The following is a 22,615-nucleotide window of genomic DNA, read 5'->3' as shown; positions in this document are numbered from 1 at the left end:
CTTAATCATACGAAAAATTAAATTGCCTTAACTAAACTCTACTACTATTTGAATCTTCCTTCTGCAATAACATCTATTATTATTACGTAAATGGAGAGATTTACAACTAAGAGAAAAAGTCATTTTTTTTATACTCAATAGATTTCAAGCCATATCAATCTATCTATCACCATTTTACATCTATTAAAAATTCTATTTATTAGAAATAACCTTGAAGAACAACTAAAAAAGCTTTATTCATTTCTTCACAATTTCAGCTATTAATCATATCTATTTACCCTTCTTCTTAAAGGATAGAATATTATCTTTAAGATTTCAATCCCGATATTGGGAACTTGCCATTCGCTTCGAAAATCATAGAATCTTTGATTAGTCTCTTACGATATATTCCAACGATAAGCTCATTTCAAAAGCGAGTTACTCACCTTTACTAATACTACAATTGAAAGCTATATTACACGTATTGGAAATTGAAACATATGGTAATGTAGTAATCCCAATAAAAACTAAATTCCTCAATTGCTAAAACAAGTCTTTTTCGGATTTTTACACTTGAAATATGAGCTACTATTAATCGATTTGTAAACTTCATCTTTACAATTTTTTCAGGATTATCTTAATGCTAGATTTTAATTTCGAACAAATCTATAGATCGCAACAACAACCTCTCATCTACTTACCTGTCAGGCATAAAAGATACTATCTGAAGATATTCAATTACCGACAAGTAATAGTCAGTTCAATAATCTTTTCTTAAAACAGTATCATCATACCTAGAAAATTCTTGGTAAATAAGAGAGTATGAAATTCAAAAAAGAGAAGATATGAGAAAATATCAATGAATATTGAGAAAAGAATCGGATACGCCAACCTTCTTAATATTAGCCACTCTGATTACATATAAATAAAACTTTATAGAAACAAGAGAAGCATCAATTAAAAAAACAGTTTTTTATTGATTTAATGAAAATAAACGCACAAATAACCGACTTAAAAGAGTGTAATACATCCCTTATAAGATGATCCAGCTAAGGTCGATAGGTATCTTATAATTATTAATTCCTGAGGAAAGACGTCATTGTCAGAATTAACTTCCTTAAAGAAGTAATTTGGTTATTGAAGTATCAATAAATAAAATGATTCAAAAAACTATTTGCCATAGTTGGTCACGAAAAAGCTATAACGTTTGGTATTGAAATCAAGAAAATAATTTAGAACATAAAAGAATGATCTCCCTGATAGTTTCAGAATAATGGAACTGCTTATCCATTATTTTACTACCTATCAGGGAGATTCAAACTAACTTTACTAAACTACCAAATTTTTAGTCTATTGGTCTTCTCAACAGAACTCCAACTGCTGGTCTTTGCTCCGCCTTCCACCATGAAGTTCCTCCAATATAATAGAAACCTCCATTTCCTTCACCATTTACATTTTCTATCACCCTTAATGTAAATTTCTTACTTGGGCTTGCCAAGGCTGCATGTACGATTGACGTAATATCACCCTTAAACTCAATCTGCATATCCTGTGAAACAGCTGTAAATTGCTGTGTATAACCGTCAATCAAGACATCCAGACCTGGTTGCGTGTTCCAAGTCCAAGAGTTATCAATTTCACCAACGTAACCTTTTACTTCCATAGCTCCCAATCCAGCATTAACACCTTGACCGTGACTCTTCACTAACCAAAAGCTGAAAGTATATTTGTTATATTGTTCAACCGTTGTAATTTGGCTTGCATCAAATTCGTAAAATCCCCTACGGTCCCAACTTCCATCATCAGTTTTAATCTGTATTTCATCACTTTTTGCCTGCCATCCATTAGTTCCATGTAAGAAACCTGAGTTCACACCAGTGAAAGTTTGATCTAACACGTATTGAACAGGTGTTACTTCAATTGTTGCAGAACCTGAAGCCGTTCCAACATTTCGGTAATATGTACCAACGGCTTCTGCAGTATAAGTTCTGGTTGAATCAGGAGTCACCTTAATTATATGAGGTGTTTGCTCAATACCCAATTCATAGTAACTTTCAACTCCATCAGAATATCTAAAACCGTATGGAGGAACCCCTCCTGTAATATCAACAACAAGTTCCGCAGTATCTCCCTGCAAAATGTTTGTAACCTCACTTGTTAACGTTGCTGAAGCTAAAGGAGCTTCATCTTCTTTATCACATGCGGTTATTGCTACAAAAAATGCAAAAACAACCATTAATAGTGAAAATTTTAATATGTTTTTAACTTTCATAATTTTAGAAATTAAGCAAATTAATTACTTGGAATCGATTTGTTTGAATCAGTTTCCGATTTTGGAATCGGCCAAAGGTATCCTTTTACCGGATCAAAAGTACGTGGCTGGTAAGCGTAAATTTCATATTCCGCAGAGTTATTTTTAAGTTTATCTGGCCTATAACCTAAACCGTCAGTTAACACTTCAGCTCCGACATCCCACCTTTTTACATCAAAATATCTAAGTCCTTCTAATGCAAATTCTACACGTCTTTCATGACGTACAATGTCTCTTAATTCTTCCTGAGATAAACCTGTACCTTCCGCATCTTCAACCTTAGGCATCATTACTGAAGGACGTTGCCTTACCTCATCAATTAAAGAACGAACATATGATTCATCATATCCGCCCAATTCAATTAATGCTTCAGCTTCCATTAATAGGATATCAGCATAGCGAATAATCACCGGATTTACACCTGAAATAAAAGTGATTTTATTGTCAGAGTAATCGGCATATTTTTTTGCTTTGATACCAGTAAAGTTTGCATTCTTAATATGATCAGGATATAAAATAACCGGTTCTCCGTCGCTTCTATAATCTCTTATTGAATATGGTACCATTAAAGTAGCATATAATCTTGGATCACGATTGCTAAACCTATTATCGTATCCTCCACCAATGATATAATCAGGATTAAAAATATCAGTGTTTATAGTGGTATCATACATATCATTATTTGGATCGTCGAGGGCTAAACCGTTTGTAGTATAAAAAGCTTGTTCAAGCCCTACTAAAATCTGGAAACCTCCCCATTGTACAAAATAAGAATACCAATTATTTGATAAATCCTGTGCCCGTGCATCAGTTTCAAATTGCATCTCAAAAATTGATTCCGTGTTACTTCCTTCAGTTTCAGGAAGGAACATGGTATAAAAATCATCCATTAAAGAATATTGATCTAAAGCTTTTACTTTTTGACAATATTCTACGGCTTTGTCATATAATCCATTATATAAATATACCCTTGCTTTAATTGCCAAAGCAGCACCTTTAGTAGCTCTTCCTCTTTCTGTAACTGCATATGTTACTGGCAACAGTTCTGCAGCCTCTTCTAATTCATCCAGAACAAAGTTGACAATATCGCCTTTGGCTGTTACAGCTTTATCTGCTTCTGACAAACTTTCAGGAGCTGTTCTTAAGGGTACATCTCCGTAAAATTCAGATAAATCAAAATATGCTAAAGCTCTTAAAAATTTTGCTTCACCTTTATGCTGATTGTAGATTGCATCAGATAATTCAACATTGTCCATATAATGAAGAACGGTATTAGCTCGTAGGATCATTTTATAGTTACGTGACCACTTTGCCTCAATAAATGGACTTTCACTATTGTAAGTACGAGTCCACATGTCGTTGTAACCTACATAATATCCATTATCAACAATAAAATCTGTTTTTATTGGCTCTTCCTTATCAGAAATAAATGCTTTGTAAATTCCATTTACAGCTTCACGAACGTCTTTTTCACTTGTGAAACTATCAGGTGATAGAAAATCGATTGGTTTTTTATCCAAATAATCATCTTCATTACAACTTATAGCAACCATGAAGATTATTAATACGATATATATTTTTTTTAATTTCATTTCCATATGTTTTTATAAAGTTAGATTTATACCTAAGCTGTATGTAGCAATTTGTGGATGCGAACTTGGGTAAATGCTAGTATAAGTTCTCTCGGGATCAAAACCCTCAAGAAAGTTCGTAAAGAGTAAGAGATTTTCACCTGTACAGAATACTTTCATGTTTTTAATTCCGTACTTATTGATAATATGCTTTGGTACGTTATAAGATAACTCAATACTTTTCACCCTGAAATAAGAACTGTTAAACAAGTTATAGTCAGAGCGAATTGCATCTCTTTGTTTATCTTCATATAGTCTTGTGTACTTATTTGATTGATTTTCTAACGTCCAACGATTCTCAACTGAAGTTTTCGTTAGCGCAGCACCTCCTGCATTATAGAAAGGAGTTACAAGTGAACCGAACATATAAGATTTGACTCCTGCGACTCCCTGCCCCATAATATTTAAACCGAAGTTTTTATACGACAGGTTAACACTTGCTCCATACAATATCTTGGGAACTGATTCTCCGATAATCGTTTTATCTTCAGGAGTAATTTTACCATCACCGCTTAAATCTACCAGATTTAAATCTCCAGGTTCAGCTTGATACATAATGTCTGATGGATCAGCACGATCTTCTTTTAAAGTATAAATACGATCCTCATGAGCAATTGTTGGATTGCTATCCTCTTGCCATGTAAAATCATCAATTTGTAAGATTCCATCCGTTTTATATCCATAATAAGAAGCAAAAGGGTGACCTACTTGACTTCTGATCATTTCACTATGACTTACAAAATCAAGTATCCCAAGGTTTGTAACTTCGTTTCGAAGATAACTTATGTTACCATTGATTGTGTAACTAAAATCACCTGACTTAGATTGACCAAAGTATCCAACTTCTAATTCAACACCTTCATTAACCATATCACCAATATTCTGATAAGGTGAATTTGTAACACCAAGCGAAGTTGGGATAGTGACCCTTGCCAAAATATCATATGTGTTCTTATGGAAATAAGAAAATGAGACATTAGCATTATTCTTAATTACTGCATCGAATCCTATATCAATTTGCTCTGTAGTTTCCCATGTAGTGTTCGGGTTTGCAAGAACGCTAGTTCCGCGACCAGGCACAATTGTTCCTCCCAGAGAATAATATTCAGTTCCACTCATGACATCCGAAGCGGCATAATTGGTTCCGATTCCTTGGTTTCCTAATCTACCCCAAGAACCTCTTAATTTTAGATCAAGATTATTTGATTCAAAAAAATTCTCCTTTGTAACACGCCAATATCCAGATACGGATGGGAATACTCCCCATTTGTTTCCATCTGCAAATCTAGAGGAACCATCTCTACGAATAGTAAATAATAACATGTATTTACTATCGTATGAATATCTCATTCTACCAAATTGTGAGATTACTGAGTTTTCGCTTGCCTCACTAGAAGAAAAATGTGAAGTAGGATCTCCAAATCCCAATATTGGTGAATTCGCAGATAAATGTTTCACCTGAATTCTATCATAATTTCTAGAGTAGTCCGACCACTCATAACCAGCAATTGCATACAGATTATGTTTGCTTAAATTATAACTATAGGATAATGTAGTGGTTAATTGGTTGTTTTGATTTTTATACCACTGCTTTATTAATTCTGATTCCTTTAGGGTAGTAGACTCTTGAAGGAAGCTATAAGTCACATAGTATTCTGGAGAATATGTTACACGCTCTTGATTCCAAATAGAACTACCATATTGCATTCGTGCTTTCAAGTTTTTAACCGGCTCAAATTCTGCGGATGCATTAGCATTGATAGATTTTTGTAACTTATTGATACCGCCACCTAAATCTTGCACAGCAAAATATCTTCCGTCGTTGGTATAAAGTCCATCACCGGTTCCATCTGGTCCTCCACTTTGAATAATTCTGGTTGGCTGCATTCTTGTAATTTCCGTCATTACTGAGTATGATGAAGAAGCCAACTCATCTGTATCAGTTTTATATCCTGAGACATTTAAGTTTACACGCAATTTATCATCCAGAAATTTTGCATCAATTTTTGAACGGTATGTAAGCTTCTTGTTAACTGTTCCCATTAACACACCATTTTGATCAACATAACCTACCGAATTAGTAAAATTGTAATTTTTATGAACGGCACTAACAGTAGTATAATGATTCTGCATAAACGCTGGATCAAAATAAGTATCATACCAATCCGTATTAGGATAATTTGGATCTATTCCATATTTATATTTTTCAATAATTTCATCTGTAAAAACTGCTCCATTTCCAATTGCTGCGCGAGCCTCATTTCTTAACTCAGCAACAACCCAAGAATCTGCAACTTCAGGAAGTCTGGTTACATTTTGTAAAGAATAAGTTCCATTATATTTAATGGTCAACCCTTGTTTTGCAGTTTTAGTTGTAATAATTATAACTCCTGCTGATGCTCTTGAACCATAAATTGCAGCTGAAGATGCATCTTTTAAAACAGACATTGATTCAATGTCATTTGGGTTCACATCTTCGAAAGAACCAATAATTCCATCAATAACTACTAATGGTGAATTATTATTATCAATTGAAGAGATACCTCGAATACGAATTGTAGCTGCATCGTCTCCAGGTTTCCCTGAATTCTGAATGATATTTACACCTGCAACTTTACCTTGAAGAATTTGGCTCGAATTTGTTAATGAACGTCCTTCTACATCTCTAACTGAGACAGTAGTAACCGCACCTGTTAGATCTGCTTTTTTCATTGTACCATAGCCAATGGCTACCACTTCTTCAATGCCAACAGCATCTGTTATCATTGAAAGATCTATTGTAGTTTGAGAGCCAACCTCAACTTCCTGTGTTTTCATTCCGATAAATGAAAATTGAAGGATACTTTTCTCAGGTACATCAGCTAATTTATACTTACCATCAATATCGGTAATTGCACCATTAGTAGTGCCTTTTATCAACACTGTTACACCTGGTAAAGGCTCTCCACTTTCATCGGTTACGGTTCCGGAAATGGAAACAACTTGCTGAATACTTTTTAATAGGTCATTGGTATTGGCTGGAGAAAGTATAATATGCCGTCCCATAACTTCATATTTTATATCAGCCTCTTCTTTAATATCGTCAAGAATTTCTGTGATCTTTTTATTTCTAAACTCACCAGAAACTCTTTTTTCAACATCAATATTATCAGTGTAAAAGAAACGGAATTCACTTTGTTCTTCAATTTTCAACAGGAATCCCTCAAGGCTGATTCCATCAACCTTTAACGACAATCTCGTAGATTGAGAGTAACTTTCTGATGCTATTACTCCAAAAAAGGAAATCAACATTAAGAATACCGTTAGCCTCATAATTCTAAGCGTTTTTTGCACACACGGACTTAATCCATGGATACTTCGTTTTTTTTCCATAATTTTGTATTGGTTAAAATAAGTAATAATGATTATTTATTAGCTACAACAAAGAAGTGAGAAATTGCAGTTCTTGCTTCTTTTTTTTAACTGGCAGCTTGGCAGAATAATTTGTATCAATTCATAAGTTTTACCATTTTATTTGTTATTATTTTTTTACTTTTATTGTATAAGTTCTTGTATCGGGGTTATAGTTATAAACCACAGGCGCAGCTTTTGTAATTAGTTCCATTACCTCGCTTATACTTTCCATTTCAATGGTTCCGGTGTATCGCATTTCTTCCAGCCACGGATCTGAGCATTCAATTTTAATATTATACCAGCGCTCCAGTTTCTTTATGAAAGAAGGGAAAGGTTCATTTTTTATAAGTAATTTACCATCTTTCCAGCAAGTAAAATATTTTGTTTCTACCTGTTTTATGGTATAACCATTACTATCTTTTGCAATTTGTTCACCGGGTTTTAGGGTAACTCCATTTTCCGCACCATTTTCTTTAAAAACAACAATCCCCTCAACCAAAGTAGTTTCAAACGCATCGTCGTCAATGTAAGCTTTTACATCAAATGAAGTTCCCTTTACTTCCACATCCCCATAATTCGTATTTACAATAAAAGGCATATCGTCTTTTTCTACCTCAAAATACGCTTCGCCAATTAATGATACAGACCTGTCCTTATTAAACTTTAGAGGATAAGAAAGTGTAGACCCAGAATTTAACCAAACTAATGAACCATCGGGTAAAGTGATGTTCGTTTTTGCCCCCGGAGGGGTTAATATTGTTTGTAACTGCTCGGCCACATCATATTGTTTGGCTTTATGAAAAAAGAAAATATTACCAAACAATAAAGCAAATACCAAAACAGCAGCAACACTTGTCAACCAATAAGGAATTTTATGTATACTTAATCCTTCTTTCTTTTCTGTTTTGTTGAGATTAATTTTATGGTGTATTTTATCAAGTAAAAAACTATATCTTTCATCATCCTTATTCTCTATGATCGGATTAAATTCTTTCCAGTTTTCAAAACTCCACTTTTTACCTTCTTTATTAATAACTTCGTTTTTAAACCACGCAGTCACCAATTCAAATTCCTCAGGCGAACATTGATTATTGAGATATTTTATTAGTAATTCTTTATTCATTTTTGTTTATTTGAATAGCTCCTCCATGCGAAAAATACTATTACTCGAACCACAAACTAATATTAATACGCAAGACTTAATATTTACAACTAAGAAAAATACAGGTTTTTTTACAAAAAAGATGCTTGCAAGCATAGAGCCCTAATAGTCTACCCTTTACAAAACAGAAGAAATGATTAAATTAAGAACTTTTCTCTCAGAACTCCCAAGCATTCCAAAGTTACTTGCTATATACAGAAATTTATTAGTAAAACTTTAATAAAGAAATAAAATCAGAAATAAAACAGTTACAGACAAACTACCTTCTATATTCGATTTTAGGAATTTAAGAATTGTTCCAAGATGGTTATTTACCGTACTTTCAGATATTTTTAGTTTTTGAGCAATCTCTTTATGTGTTAATCCCTCTTCTCTGCTCAATTGATAGATTTCCTTCTGACGCGGAGTTAATTCATTAATTAAGGATTGAACTTTTTCATTTAGTTCATTATACTGAATTTCTTCAATCACCTCATCTGAAGTCTCAAATTGCTGCACGGATTTTAAATAATCTTTCGATTTTCTATCACTTACTCTTTTTCGCAATAAACTCATGGTCGAATTGTATGCGATAGTAAATAAAAAAGATTCGAAAGAAGAATATTCATCAATTCTCAATCTTGACTCCCATATTTTAACAAAGACCTCCTGGACGATTTCTTCTGCATCCTCGGTTTGTTTTAAATACATTAATACAAATTGATGCAGCTTGTGACAGTATTGATTGTATATGGCATCAAAAGCTACCATATTTCCCTTCTTAAGGAGCTTTATAAGTTCAATATTTGACTTAGTTAGGTTCAATTAATAAATTATACTTAGTTTGCAAATATATAAATTCGTAACATTTTCTCGCTATTATGTATTAAATGTTTTAGGATGTAGAATTTCTCTGATTCACAAAGGCTCCACTTCTGATCTTTTAAAATCATTATATCTTTTATAAGTCCTTCAAACGATACAGAACCAGGTGTAACACAGCGGCTCGAAACAGAAATATTTGATTATCTGCCCCTTAAGGCGAGAATAAGAAATTATTTAGTGTTTATTTAGTTAATACTCCTTCGTAAAGCGTATATAAATAGTATACATTGTAAAAAACACAGGTTTGCAGTCAATTAAAATTCTTTCATTCTAGTATGTAATCTAGTGTTTATGCTTGCATAATATGTCGTTTTTCACAAGCGATAAAAGTAACTGATATAAATGAGTTAATATAAATTTTCCAAAATGAAACTACGTCATCTTATACTCTTTGTTTTAAATTTAATGATGTTTTTAGGCGCTTGGTCTCAACAGGCTGAATTTTATGTTGATCCCTTAAATGGATCTGATTCAAATCAAGGCACAAGTGTATCAAATGCTTTTAAAACGATTGAAAAAGCTAAACAAGCCGTCGCAAAATCAATAAATAATGAATGCCTCGAAGGTAACATTATAGTTTATTTAAGAGGTGGTGTCCACCTGCTTGATTCTACAATAATTTTTACAAATTCCGATTCAGGAACAAATGATTATTTTGTAATCTATAAAAACTACGATTCGGAAATACCTGTAATTTCCTGTGGAGAAGAAATAACAGGAAGCTGGCAAACTGATATAGGCAGTATAAAGAAAATAAACATAGGAACCGGGAAAGCTTTTAGACAAATATATATAAATGATAGCTGCATGATAAGAGCAAGGACACCAAATTTTGGTTCTGTCAAAAATTTCCCAGCCTCTTTGCAATCAGACGGTTTAAATGTTGAGAAAGGATTATTAGATGGTTTAACAAACTGGGAGGATAAAGTAGAACTTGTTGCATCATGTAAATGGATGCATAAAAGGCTGCGCATCACAAACAAGTACAATGTAGGATCATATACAAGAGCTGTTATTAATAATATCGAATGGGACGATTTATTAAATGAGGCACAGGGTGTCAGAAAATATGAAGGAGAAGAATATTGGGTAGAGAATGCATATGAATTTTTAGATCAGGCTGGCGAATGGTACTACAATGAAGAAACAGGTTGGCTTTATTACTGGCCTTTGCCGGGAGAAAATATTGAGTCTGCAGAATTGGTAATTCCCAAGTTGGAGAATGCCTTTTTTGTAAATGGAGGCGATGGAGAAGATTTTGAATCCCCAGTTTCCAACTTAATGTTTGAAGGATTAACTTTTAAATATAACAACTATACAAGACCTAATGATTTTGGTTTTGTAGATGTACAAGCTAACACTATCATTCCTGAACCATCACAGGATGATTGTTGTGATACTCAATACAGACACAACCAGCAAAAAGCAAGAATTCCAGCTGTTTTGTCGGTGTATAACGGAAAAAACATAACTGTTAAGGATTGCAGCTTCTACAACCTCGGTGGAAACGGACTTACTTTCAATTATGGAGGTAAAAATATTTTAATCAACTCGAATAAATTCGTAAATATTTCAGGTAACGCTATTGAGGTAGGAAACGATGCCAATCAACCTAATGATGATAGAATGATTCCAAAAAGTGTAGTGATTTATAACAACTACATTGAAAATATTGCTAAAGATTACAGGGGAGGTGTCGGCATTATTTGCTTTTATATAGATGGTCTTATTGTAAAAAACAATGAAATTTTCAATGTCCCTTATTCTGGAATAAGTCTGGGTTGGGGTTGGGGTGATCATATCGCTGATCCGGTTCCCGATCAGAATAGAAACTATACGATACTCTATAATAAAGTTTCTGAACTTGCAACATATACCTACGATGCCGGTGGTATTTATACCACAAATCCGGTTAATGGTACTAACATTATCGAAAACAATTATGTAAAGAATCAGAGGTTAAATTTTGGTGCATATTATTTTGATGGACATTCGGCAAACTGGACTCTAAATAAAAATGTTGCAGAAAATGCTCCATACTGGACTGCTGCTTCTGGTTCGCAAAAGGGACCAATAAATGCCACAGATAATTATACAACAACTTCGGCTAAACTAGCTGATAATTGGACAAACTCAAGCATTTCGGGCACAACTATCTATGTGAAAGGAAATGAACCAACAGAGGCTCAGTCTATCATCGACAATTCAGGTTTGACAACCGAACCTTATTCAGGAGAAATGCCTCCGCAAGATGAAATAAAGGAAATTGTAATCATTGACAATGGAGATTCAGGATATTCTGAAAATGGAACTTGGGGCAATGGGCTGGAAGGCTATGATGGAAGTGGCATAAGATATGGAACTTCAACGGGAGCATCGGCAACATGGACACCAAGTGACTTAAGTGGCTCTTATGCGGTTTATATTTACAAACTTGTAGATGAGTCAGGTGATTCTAATGCACTAATTGAAATAGCGCATAAGAATGGAACAACTACAAAATACTTAGACTTTACATCCGGGACTTCAGGCTGGAAGGAACTAGGAACTTATGAATTCGGCGAAGGCTCACCAAACTATGTGAAGAATATCAGGAATTCAAGCGGTTATATTCGAGCAGATGCCGTGAAATTTGAAACAGGCGGAATAATAATAGATAATGGAGATCCTGGTTATTCCGAAACTGGCTCATGGGAAAATAGCGGATTATCGGGTAACAATGGAACTAGCACCAGATACGGTACTTCATCAGATGCGACAGTGTCATGGACCCCTGGCAGTTTAAATGGTAAATACACAGTTTATATCTACAAGGTTGTTCATGCTAACAGCGACTCCAATGCTAAAATTGAAGTAAGCCATGTGGGTGGTACAGATACTCATTATATTGATTATACAGAAGGAAGTTCAGGATGGGTTGAATTAGGGACATATACTTTTTCCGAATCAATCGGTTCGGTAAATAATTCAAGAACTACAAATGGAACAATCAGAGCCGACGCTGTAAAATTTGTAGGAGAAGGAATTATTATTAATAACGAGGATAGTGGATATTCGGAAGAAGGAGATTGGCATGATGGTGATATCGGGCTTTCCGGTAGCGACGGAAGCGATACTAGAAATGGTTTATCTGACGGTGCAAATGCCACTTGGTCACCAAGTGATTTGAACGGATGCTATAGAGTATATATATATAAAGTAGTAGACCCTTCGGGAGATTCTAATGCTAAAATTGAAATTATGCATAGATTCGGAACTGAAACAAAATATTTAGATTTTACCAAAGGTGATTCAGGATGGGTGGAGCTAGGCGAATATGATTTCTACCCTTGTGGAAGTGCTGTGAAAAACACAAAAAATTCAGATGGACTAATACGAGCCGATGCTGTCAAGTTTGAGTCTTGCAGCATAGTTACCAGCATTCAAGAATGGGATGATGGAGAGTCTCAGGAAATTTCTGAAACCAATAAACTATTTAATGTATATCCTAATCCGGTTAATGAAATCTTAAAGATTAGTTCTCCTTCTAATAATGAAACACAAATTATTATGTATAACATAAATGGAGTATCTGTATATAATGACATTAGGACCACACGAAAAAATGAAATAATTCAAATAGATGTGTCGACATTTAAAACTGGGATTTATTTTCTCAAAATAGATACTAAAAAGAATCAAGAATACTTTAAAGTAATTGTTAATCACTAATAAGTTTGTGCTTTGTGCAACAATCCGGTATTTCCAATTGCTTTTTTGATTCACCGTTAACATAAATGAAAGTTTTCTAACCGTGATCAGGATTACAAATAATTAAATAATTAGATTTGATGAAGCGAAAGTTTTTTTATCTTCTTCTTTTAAACCTGCTTACTTTCCTCAGTGTCAATGCACAGCAGACTCAGTTCTATGTTGATCCTGAAAATGGATTAGATTCAAATTCTGGAACAAGCATTACAAAAGCATTTAAAACCATTGATAAAGCAAAGAAAGAAGTAGCGGGCATATTAAGCAATGGAACTCTTAATGGTAATATCATTATTTACTTACGAGGAGGAGTGCATACTCTTAACTCAACGTTAGAATTTTCCTCTTCAGACTCAGGCACCAACAATTGCTTAATAACGTACAAGAATTACAAGTCAGAAAGCCCAATTATTTCCAGTGGAGAAATAATAAATGGGAAATGGAAGAAGGATTCCGGGCACATAAAAAAAATCAAAATTGGAGCAGGAAAGGTTTTTCGTCAACTGTACATTAATGACATATGTAAAACGCGAGCTCGCACACCAAATTTAGGGTCTACTAAAAAATTTTATTCTGAGCTTCAACACGATGGATTTAACATAGAGAAAGGTTTACTGGATAACCTTTCCGATTGGGTTGATAAAATAGAACTTGTTGCTTCATGTAAGTGGATGCATAAAAGACTTCGAATTTCAAAAACGTATAATACAGATTCCTATACACGTGCTGTAATCAATGCTACAGAATGGGAAGCTTTAACCAAGGGGCCACAAGGTGTTCGAAAATACATAAGAGAAGAGTATTGGATTGAAAATGCCTATGAATTTTTAGATAAGGCAGGCGAATGGTACTATAATGATAAATCAGGGTGGCTATATTATTGGCCCTTACCACATGAAAACCTGGCAAAAGCAGAAGTTATCATCCCTAACATAGAAAAGGCATTTTTTCTAAATGGTGGCGATGGAATCGATTTTTCTAAGCCAATAACAAACCTTCAGTTTCAGGGATTAACTTTTAAGTATTGTAATTATACAAGACCAAATGATTTTGGATTTGTAGATGTTCAGGCTAATACCTTAATACCTCAAACAAATCTTGATGTATATGATGCACAATACCGACACAATCAACAAAAAGAAAGAATTCCTGCAGCTTTATCAGTGCACAATGGAAATAACATTGTAGTGAAAGATTGTAAATTCATAAATCTGGGAGGAACAGGTCTCGCATTTAATTACGGAGGTGAAAATATCTTTGTATCGTCGAATTACTTTAAAGATATTTCGGGTAGTGCAATTGAAGTTGGTAACGATGCAAACAAACCCAACAACGATAAAATGATTCCTAAAAACATTGTGGTTTACAATAACTACATTGAAAATATTGCAAAAGATTACCGAGGAGGTGTTGGTATTTTGTGTTTTTATATTGATGGGCTTATTGTAAAAAACAATGAAATTCACAATGTTCCTTACACCGGGATAAGCCTAGGATGGGGATGGGGATCAAGTGAAGCTGATCCGGTACCTGAACAAAACAGAAACTTTACAATAATAAACAATAAAATTTCGGGGCTTGCTACTTTTACATATGATGCTGGTGGCATTTATACCACTAACCCGGTTTTTGGAATAAACATAATTGAAGAAAACTATGTTAAAGATTTGTGGTTAAATTATGGTGCTTTCTATTTTGATGGTTATTCTTCCAATTGGATATTAAATAATAACGTAATAGATAACGCTCCCCTTTGGACTGCTGCTCAAAGCTTTCCAGGACAAGTTAAGGGACCAATTCAGGCAACCAATAATTATACAACAACTTTAGCGAAATTATCCGAAGGATGGGTGAATTCGAGTATTGAAGGGACAACTTTATTCAGTCGAGGAGATGAACCTTCAGAAGTAAAAGAAATTATTAATCGTTGCGGACTTACTTCTGTTCCATACATAAAGAATGGACCAACGAAATAAATGAAAGGTAATATTTAAATACCAATGCGAAATTTAATATAGTCAATCACAGAAATGAAGGGATTTCATATTTTCATATTACTTATTTTATTTTCACAGTTTATGGAAAAAACGGAGGAAAAGGATATAACTCAGTTTGGTATTCCATCAATAAATCTCGAAACTGATTCTATTGGTTACTTTATTACCGATTTCAACGATACAATTCCAGACGACACACTTTGGGTAAATTATTCTAAAGACGGTCTTCCATTATCCTTTCATCGAAACATTTCTACCGGAGTATGCATTGAAGGGGAATGCCTTCCTATACGGACTACAATGTATTGGAACTTTTCAGGCAGGTTTCATGGTTTTAAACTCCAAAAAGGAGATTTTTTCAGCAAAACAGAACACAAAGAGTTTACAGAAGAAGAATATTTTCAGTTATTTAAAATTTTATCAGATCCTTGGTCACCATTAGCTAACCTCACTTACGACAAGCTGATTCCTCAAAAGGACTCTTTAGAAGACAAAGTTGATGCAGTAACACAGGCAACCAATCCAGATATAATTAAGAGTATTGTAAATGGTGCAGTTTATACCACGTTCACACTTTGGCATATATCTAATGGAACCACAAAAGAGCGTGCTGAAGAAAAATCTAAAGAACTTTTAAATACGAAAATAGCTAATTCATTGCTTGAAAGTGAAGTCCCTGAAGATATTCTATGGACATTGCAACAGATGCAATTATTTGAGAGTATAGATGAGTCAAGTCTAAAAATAATCTTTAAAATCATAGACTGTGATGACATTGTTTTGGTAGATGCAGCACTGAAATCCATTCCGAACAAAGCATTAAAACAAAATAGTACTGAGCATCGTTTATTAAATACTTTTCAAAAAAGCAATTCTGCTAAACAAAGAATGATAGTTCAACGATTGATTAATTCATCCAGCCTTTCAGAATCAACAATTACATTCTTTGCTACTAATCTTGAATTTTTGAATGGCGCCTTGTTTAAACTTATTCTTGAAATGTTTAAAAAACATGAAGTTAGCTCAACAAAGGTTTGCTTGGAGTTATCGAAACTTCTCGACCACGACAATCCATATATCTCAAATAAAATATATGAATACTTGGTACATGCCAAATGCCACGATAAAAAAGTACAGAAACGGCTTAGCAAAAAAAGTGCTTTAATGGAAAGTCCTTAAAGTAATTTTTCGTGAAGAAAATCGGTAGTTTTGACTACCTAGCAGCAGAAATCAGTAATTCGCAACTTAACCATAAAGAGCTGGTTGAAATAATACTAAAGTGAAATCACAAAGACAAAGTCATATAGAGGAAAAACTAATTTTATAAAAAAGCAGAACTTCAAGGAACTAATCCAGCTGAGATTAGAGTGTTATTAAAAGTAACAATACCTTCTGGAGTAAAGTACTTCACCATGTGTTTTGCAAATACGACACGTGTTATACAAAGTTTATTTCCTTTCCTTAAAAAGAACTCTTGCTTTAATATCAATGAATGTACCATTAATCAATTAGCGAATATTTATACGAATTATGATGTCAATGAATGAAACATTTTTAATGTAGCTTATACTTCCTACCAAAGTATAAGTTGCTTCGATATCAATAATTTCAATATCGCGAATCTGCCGCACTCAAAAACAGCAATTTAGCACAACAACTGCCCTCATCCCAAATCGTAAACACTCAAAAATCAATTTAATCCAAATTGCAAAAGGAATCGGAATAAATGGAAGTTGTGCGATGGAGGCAAATTGATGGGCAAGTGTTTTTACCGCTGGTTTGCAATGAATTTGCCTTTGGAAGAATGAGAAAGGCGTATTTATGCAAATGAAATAATTATATCAAAAACTCTCTTGCTCATTTATTTGCGGCGTATATGCCGAAGTCTTTTGCAACCGCAGGCTTGTTTGGGTTAAATTGAACACCTTTGTTTATGATTTGGGATTAGTCAGTCCCATTAATGACGAAAACATTGTAATTATTACTCTTTCGTCAATAAGACTATGTTTTTTGAGAAAAATTAGGGAATTGCACTACTTATTGCCTTTTAATGCCTCTGCCTCTTGTCTAAGTTTCTCGGCTTGGGCTTCTTTTAATCGGGCACGTTCTAAATCCTCGGCACGTTGTTTTACTTTGCGCTCGTAATCCTCTACATATAGGCGAATTTCTTTGATTTTTTTCTTATCACGGTTGTAATGAAAAAGGTTTTCAAGTTTATAAATTCCTCCCGGGGTTGTGCCATTTGAGGTTTTTATATATCGGTATTTAATATCACTCTCACTCAGACGTTTATATTCTCGATATTGATGAATATTATAAAACAAAGAGCCATTTAACAACAGCGACATAACAACCAGAATGATAAATACTTTGGTCGACTTAAAATCCAGGGTATGATAATGCCGTTGTGGCTTTGGCTCTTTTATTGAAGAATCAATTTCCGGTGTGATTTGTTGAATTATTTGTTCAATACGGGAATAATCTACTTCGCGTGTTATTTCTGGTAAAGTTGTTTCCGTTTTTTCAGCACTATTGGCATTACTAATTTTATCAATTTTGTTTTCTATTGAGGTTATTCTACTTTTTATCTCCTCAAACAACACACTGATTATCGAATTGTTACTCATAATAAATTGCTTTTTAGGTTAACTAAATTCTGTATCCTTTCCCTTTTTTGCGCTTTCGCCTTCTATATTTCTCTCGTTCCTGTTCTCTAAAGTCTTCATTGTATTGAGAGTGCGTATTAGCCAACCAACCACCAAGAATATTTTGTGCCGATTGGGTTTCGTTTGATTGCCAGAATGCTTGTTCTGTTTTACTAATAGATTGGTAATTGTTATTCTTTAGCTGATAATTAATTTTAGAAAAACTGAATTGCCTGTCCACCTTCGAACCGTTAAAGACGAAGTTGTTTTTAGAAAATTTCACTCCCTGAATCTCCTTTGTTTTTCCTTTATACTTAAAATCGACTTTTACGCCTTGTCGATGCAATTGTACGATTAGCTCACGCCAGTTTCTGGAATTAGGAATAGTGTCTTTAAGAATACTATATATCTCGTATTTTGTTTTATCCGGCCCGCGCAATCGATGTTCTTTTACCTTTTCTTTGCCTTTTGCCAGATACAATCCATATTTTTTCGTTAGCTCTTTACAAACTTTAGTGCTACGCAACTTTTCATTTTTATCCGAAATTCGGATTCCGTTATTATCAATACGATTTATTATCAGGTGCATATGCGGATGCTTCGTATCGAAATGACGAACAACAATATATTGAGTATTGTCATAACCCATTTTCCCCAGGTAATCTTGTGCAAGGTCAACCATGAACTTATCCGTCAAACAGTTTTTGTCTTGTGCAGAAAAATTAAGTGAGATATGCGCCACCGGCTTCGAAACATTAGGCTTCATTTTGCTTTGAGTAATAAAATTTTTGATGATTGATTCTTTATCATTTAACATCACTCCCTCTCCGGTAAGTAATCGGGCATCCTTTTTTTCCATAACATAACCAACTGCTCCTGCAAAACCACCGCCCTGAACTATTTTAGCAATCATTTTCAATACGCTTAATCACCTTAGCCAAGCGTTCATTCATTTCAAGGCATCGTAGGTGTACATCAAAATAACCGGCTGCATTGGCTGTGCGAGCAATCTGATTTACATTGTTTGCCATACCGCAAAGCTGACGAATGTGCTGCATCAATTCGGGTGTAAGTCGTTGCTGTACCACACCGGAAGAAATACACCGACGTATAAATTCGCAACGATTAATTCCTGCTAATTTTGCTTTGGCTTTCAGCGTATAAAATTCTTCTGTTGCCATTTTTACGGTTACTTTATATGCCTTCTTTTCGGAAAGTCCTTTGACTGGCCGGCCATTCTTATTTCTGTTTTTTATCGTTTTCATTTGTATTTCACATTTATCAGCTATTGAGACCAACGGGATGTTTTTGCCTCGCAGAGCAAGGTTTTGGTCAGACCAAAACACAAACTTGCTCCCCTAAAAAATCAAGGGATGGTATAACTTCTAGTTCCTTCTGCTTTCACCAGGCAAAGTGATGAAGTTGAACATCATTCTCAGACGGTCGCCAATCATTCTTCCATAAAATTCTTCACTCGAAAGTGTATTCAAAGTAAAATTTGAAGTCCCATGAGTTAAGGTTCCCACATCACTTCTTAAACTCAATAGTTCGGATATTGGACGAATAACATTTCCGTAATCCTGAATCGTTTTTGATTCTCGTCCAAATTCATCAATAATCATAGGCCGTTTTACAAAGTACTTAACAGATTGTTTTCGAATTTGCTCCTGCAATTCAACAGATTTGATAAATAATAGCAGAGAATGATTCAAGAAGAATTTTTTCACAACGTGATTATGAAGCATTGAGTAGGTTTCAAGTAGAATTGTTTTTCCACACCCATACTTTCCCTGCAACAAAATCCCTTTGCTCAATTCGCCTGAAAAAGTAGGATTATGGGTCACATAGTAAAAAAGTTGTTTTATAACTGGTTCGTTATTTTCATCGATAACAAAATTCTTGTTTTGGCAGCGTTTGTATAAACAGGCTGTTCCAAATTTGATTAACAAGTTTTTAAAGTCAGAATATGAGAATGGTAAAAGCAAATGACGTTGCCGATTCTTTCCCTTTTCAATAGCAACAATTTCATTCGCATCATTTTGCAATGCCTCAACCAAATCTGATTTAATCAAAATCGCTTCCCGTGTGTACAAATCCTTTCTTTTTTCCATTGGAATTAATCCTTGTGTTTTTGTCTTTAATACTATTATTGTAAGGTGAGAGTCTAAGTTTGGGTTTAGGTGTCAGAATCTGATACTTAGTTTTAACCCTATAACCACCCCCTGGAACATAGTTTAACAGTTCCGCATCTCTCAATCTTTCCCTGGCAGATTTTAAAACTTGTAGCGAAATATTGGCATTAGCAACCATTCTTTTGTCCGCAAATTCAATCCAGTCGGGCCAAAACGAGCGATTTGCTAAATGAATCAGGAAAAAATACAATCGAGTTTCGTTTCCGGTAAAGTTCTTCTGTTCATCCACTCTCCAAAAATTGGCTAATAATTCAAACAGGTTCATTTTCGATAACCTTTGGGTCGTTTTTGGAATTCTGCCATTGCTTCGTTTTCAATTTCTTGCAGAGTTTTCTTTCTACCGCTGGTAATCCACTCCAGTAATTCTTCTTCAAAAAAGTAGAGTTTTTTACCATTTTTATAACAGGGAAGCATGCGCTTTCGAACGAGTGCATACACGGTAGGTTTGGCTTTTCCAATAATCCGGCAAGCCTCTTCAATACCAATCGGAACACGTTTCTGAGGGAGAACAGGTGTTTGACCTTTTTCAACAAGAAGTTTCAACTCCTCCACTTCACTTACCAAATGGGCAACTGCTTTTGGCAGGTTTTCAAAAGATATTTCATTTACATTCATAACTATTGATTTTAATCGTTATGATGCAAATAAAACAGGTGTTTCAGCCGTGTTTTTGCAACACTGAGAAAACACTTTAAAAACACAGAGAATTTTGTGAAATTATGATTATTGCTACATCGAAAGGTTTTTCCGAATCTTAATAACACCCTTCAACTCATCATCTTTTAGATGTCGTTTGATGGTTTCTGTTTCCACATCATTTAGAAATTCCGGGAATACCTTTTTAAGAAATGCGGCAACCTCAATCTGTTTACTTACTTTGAAATGGTTCCAGATATTCCATCCAAAATGATACAAATCCAGATTCGATAATCCTTTAATCGTTATTGGTTTTATATTCTTTAAAGGCTTCTTCTCAGAATAAGAAATAACGTACTGACAAAGTAAATCCAAACTTTCATTTGAACAATATGGAGCAAATTCTTCTTGTGTGTACTTAACGGCAATATCTTTATTATCCCGCTCCGCTTTATCTTTCAAATGATTCCATTCTGTCCTTATCTTTTCAAATTCCTCAGAATTTTCTGATTTCTCATTTGACTGCTTTAAGCTCTTCTTCTTCGGAAAAAACCAACGAACAGTTGCTGAGTAGAGACCATCGATTAAGAGCGCAAGAATACCATAAACTAAAATGTCCAATAAAACAACTATCCAGAATACTATGCCAGCGGTAAAATCATCTGCTCCCATATTGATTACAAACATTCTCGCAAGAATGCCCAGCAATAAGCATCCAACGATAACAGCTGAATAAACTACGATATGTTCAAGATATTTGGAGTTCATTTTTTATTGAATATCAAGTTCTGACTACTTTTTATCTGGTTTCTGTATCTTATCAATTTTTATGGCTTGTGCCGCTTTATTTTTCTTTTCGTCCACCACTTTAGCATAAATCTGTGTTGTTTTCACATCAGTATGCCCAAGCATCTTGCTAACGGTATAAATATCAGTACCGCTTGATAGTTGCAAGGTAGCAAATGTATGACGAAAGCAATGAAAGGTAATTTTCTTTTTAATACCTGCTGCCTCAATCCACTGTTTTAGCGGTCGCGAAATCCATGATGGATTGGGCAAATCTTCGAATACCAATTGTTCTGGTCCGCCTGGTTCTCCGCATAACTGCAAAGCTTGTTCCGAAATGGGCATATATTCTACACCCTTTGTTTTTTGCTGGGTAAAATGCAGCTTTGCCTGATTGCCCTCAATACTGATTTCGCTCCATTTTAGCTTTTGAATATCGATATGCCTCAATCCAGTAAGCGCAGAAAAAAGTGCTGCACGTTTTAGGACATCACGTTCACAAGGCGTTGCTACAAGTTTATTTAATTCTTCCACCGTCAAATACTCACGGCGCGATTCTTTCTCCTGAATCCCCTTAAGCTTGGCAGATAAGTCACTTTGCAAGTAGCCATCAATAAAAGCCTGCTTTAGTACTGCTTTCAAAATGGAGAAATAGGTTGATGCGGTATTTTGTGAAATAATTCCACTTTTATTACCTCCCTGCGGTGCTGACATAAGGTAAAGCCTAAAATTTTCTGCTAATGCAACATTTATTTGAGAGAATAAAAGGGTATCTCCGGCAAAAAGCTTTATCAATTCATTAGTGCGCTGCCAATTAACTATAATGGACGAGGAACTATTCCCATGACGTTTAATGTTACCTTTTCAAAATATTCGACAAAATTATGCTGTAACCGCTCTTTTTGTTCAGCCTGGGCAGTTTCAGTGTCACTATACAAATCTGCATGGTCATATTCACGTTGGCGAAGTTTACGCACACCATCGGCATATAACATGCTTTCTCTATCCAGTTCACTCTTGCATATAATTACTCCATTATCATCACGTTTTGGTTTGTATGTTTTCCCACCACTAGCATTGGTTCGGGCAGTCCGTTTCTTATCCCATGTTACCGTGGTAACACTTCTGTTTAAATACTCACGAATGCGCTGAGGTTTGGTTTTACCCGGTAAAAATACAGGATAACTCTCCAGGTATATGTACCACTCATTTCGGTCATCTGCTTTGCGAAGTCTTACTGTTACTTTAGTTTTTGATAATTGTTTCATGGGG

Annotated in this window: 17 protein-coding genes; 3 read left to right on the top strand and 14 right to left on the bottom strand. The window is 34.6% G+C overall.

Going from position 1 to position 22,615, the window contains the following annotated elements:
• Positions 1-1,324: 1,324 nt before the first annotated feature.
• The 5 genes from QZ574_RS07170 to QZ574_RS07150 form a co-directional block, all read right to left on the bottom strand.
• Positions 1,325-2,251: a hypothetical protein gene (locus QZ574_RS07170; protein WP_297088282.1), complete on the bottom strand. Its 927-nt coding sequence runs from the start codon at positions 2,249-2,251 to the stop codon at positions 1,325-1,327.
• A 20-nt stretch (positions 2,252-2,271) separates the two neighbouring features.
• On the bottom strand, positions 2,272-3,882 hold the full coding sequence (locus tag QZ574_RS07165; protein WP_297088280.1) for a RagB/SusD family nutrient uptake outer membrane protein: 1,611 nt from the start codon (positions 3,880-3,882) through the stop codon (positions 2,272-2,274).
• Positions 3,883-3,894: 12 nt separating this feature from the next.
• Entirely contained in the window at positions 3,895-7,293 is a 3,399-nt protein-coding gene (locus tag QZ574_RS07160) for a SusC/RagA family TonB-linked outer membrane protein (protein WP_297088277.1), read from the bottom strand.
• A gap of 148 nt (positions 7,294-7,441) precedes the next feature.
• Positions 7,442-8,437 carry a FecR family protein gene (locus QZ574_RS07155; RefSeq protein WP_297088276.1) on the bottom strand — a complete coding sequence of 332 codons (996 nt, stop codon included), beginning with the start codon at positions 8,435-8,437 and terminating at the stop codon, positions 7,442-7,444.
• Positions 8,438-8,692: 255 nt separating this feature from the next.
• Positions 8,693-9,280 (bottom strand): RNA polymerase sigma-70 factor, encoded by a 588-nt coding sequence (locus QZ574_RS07150; RefSeq protein ID WP_297088274.1) that lies wholly within the window; start codon positions 9,278-9,280, stop codon positions 8,693-8,695.
• 426 nt (positions 9,281-9,706) lie between these two features.
• Between QZ574_RS07150 and QZ574_RS07145 the strand changes: the two genes are divergently transcribed.
• The 3 genes from QZ574_RS07145 (at position 9,707) to QZ574_RS07135 (ending at position 16,263) form a co-directional block, all read left to right on the top strand.
• On the top strand, positions 9,707-13,051 hold the full coding sequence (locus QZ574_RS07145; RefSeq protein WP_297088272.1) for a T9SS type A sorting domain-containing protein: 3,345 nt from the start codon (positions 9,707-9,709) through the stop codon (positions 13,049-13,051).
• 119 nt (positions 13,052-13,170) lie between these two features.
• Positions 13,171-15,063, top strand: a complete 1,893-nt coding sequence (locus QZ574_RS07140; protein ID WP_297088270.1) for a right-handed parallel beta-helix repeat-containing protein — start codon at positions 13,171-13,173, stop codon at positions 15,061-15,063.
• A gap of 102 nt (positions 15,064-15,165) precedes the next feature.
• Positions 15,166-16,263 (top strand): hypothetical protein, encoded by a 1,098-nt coding sequence (locus tag QZ574_RS07135; RefSeq protein WP_297088268.1) that lies wholly within the window; start codon positions 15,166-15,168, stop codon positions 16,261-16,263.
• An 854-nt stretch (positions 16,264-17,117) separates the two neighbouring features.
• Here the strand turns inward: QZ574_RS07135 and QZ574_RS07130 are convergent.
• The 9 genes from QZ574_RS07130 to QZ574_RS07090 form a co-directional block, all read right to left on the bottom strand.
• Positions 17,118-17,711 (bottom strand): hypothetical protein, encoded by a 594-nt coding sequence (locus tag QZ574_RS07130; RefSeq protein WP_297088266.1) that lies wholly within the window; start codon positions 17,709-17,711, stop codon positions 17,118-17,120.
• Between the two features lie 22 nt (positions 17,712-17,733).
• Positions 17,734-18,642 carry a relaxase/mobilization nuclease domain-containing protein gene (locus tag QZ574_RS07125; RefSeq protein WP_297088264.1) on the bottom strand — a complete coding sequence of 303 codons (909 nt, stop codon included), beginning with the start codon at positions 18,640-18,642 and terminating at the stop codon, positions 17,734-17,736.
• Entirely contained in the window at positions 18,632-18,994 is a 363-nt protein-coding gene (gene mobC, locus QZ574_RS07120; protein WP_297088262.1) for a plasmid mobilization relaxosome protein MobC, read from the bottom strand. Before mobC ends, QZ574_RS07125 begins: the two co-directional genes overlap by 11 nt.
• Before the next feature lie 120 nt (positions 18,995-19,114).
• Positions 19,115-19,840: a hypothetical protein gene (locus QZ574_RS07115; protein ID WP_297088260.1), complete on the bottom strand. Its 726-nt coding sequence runs from the start codon at positions 19,838-19,840 to the stop codon at positions 19,115-19,117.
• Positions 19,794-20,186, bottom strand: coding sequence for a hypothetical protein (locus QZ574_RS07110; RefSeq protein ID WP_297088257.1), 393 nt, complete (start codon positions 20,184-20,186; stop codon positions 19,794-19,796). Before QZ574_RS07110 ends, QZ574_RS07115 begins: the two co-directional genes overlap by 47 nt.
• The gene (locus QZ574_RS07105; protein WP_297088255.1) at positions 20,183-20,536 is read right to left on the bottom strand and encodes a helix-turn-helix domain-containing protein; all 354 of its coding nucleotides are present in this window, start codon (positions 20,534-20,536) and stop codon (positions 20,183-20,185) included. Before QZ574_RS07105 ends, QZ574_RS07110 begins: the two co-directional genes overlap by 4 nt.
• A 114-nt stretch (positions 20,537-20,650) precedes the next feature.
• Positions 20,651-21,325 carry a hypothetical protein gene (locus tag QZ574_RS07100; RefSeq protein WP_297088254.1) on the bottom strand — a complete coding sequence of 225 codons (675 nt, stop codon included), beginning with the start codon at positions 21,323-21,325 and terminating at the stop codon, positions 20,651-20,653.
• Positions 21,326-21,349: 24 nt separating this feature from the next.
• Positions 21,350-22,138: a site-specific integrase gene (locus tag QZ574_RS07095; protein ID WP_297088252.1), complete on the bottom strand. Its 789-nt coding sequence runs from the start codon at positions 22,136-22,138 to the stop codon at positions 21,350-21,352.
• A gap of 23 nt (positions 22,139-22,161) precedes the next feature.
• The gene (locus QZ574_RS07090) at positions 22,162-22,611 is read right to left on the bottom strand and encodes an Arm DNA-binding domain-containing protein (protein ID WP_297088250.1); all 450 of its coding nucleotides are present in this window, start codon (positions 22,609-22,611) and stop codon (positions 22,162-22,164) included.
• Positions 22,612-22,615: the final 4 nt, after the last annotated feature.

The sequence above is a fragment of the uncultured Draconibacterium sp. genome (assembly GCF_913063105.1).
GTDB lineage: Bacteria > Bacteroidota > Bacteroidia > Bacteroidales > Prolixibacteraceae > Draconibacterium.
This window is presented reverse-complemented; position numbering and strand designations above follow the sequence as displayed.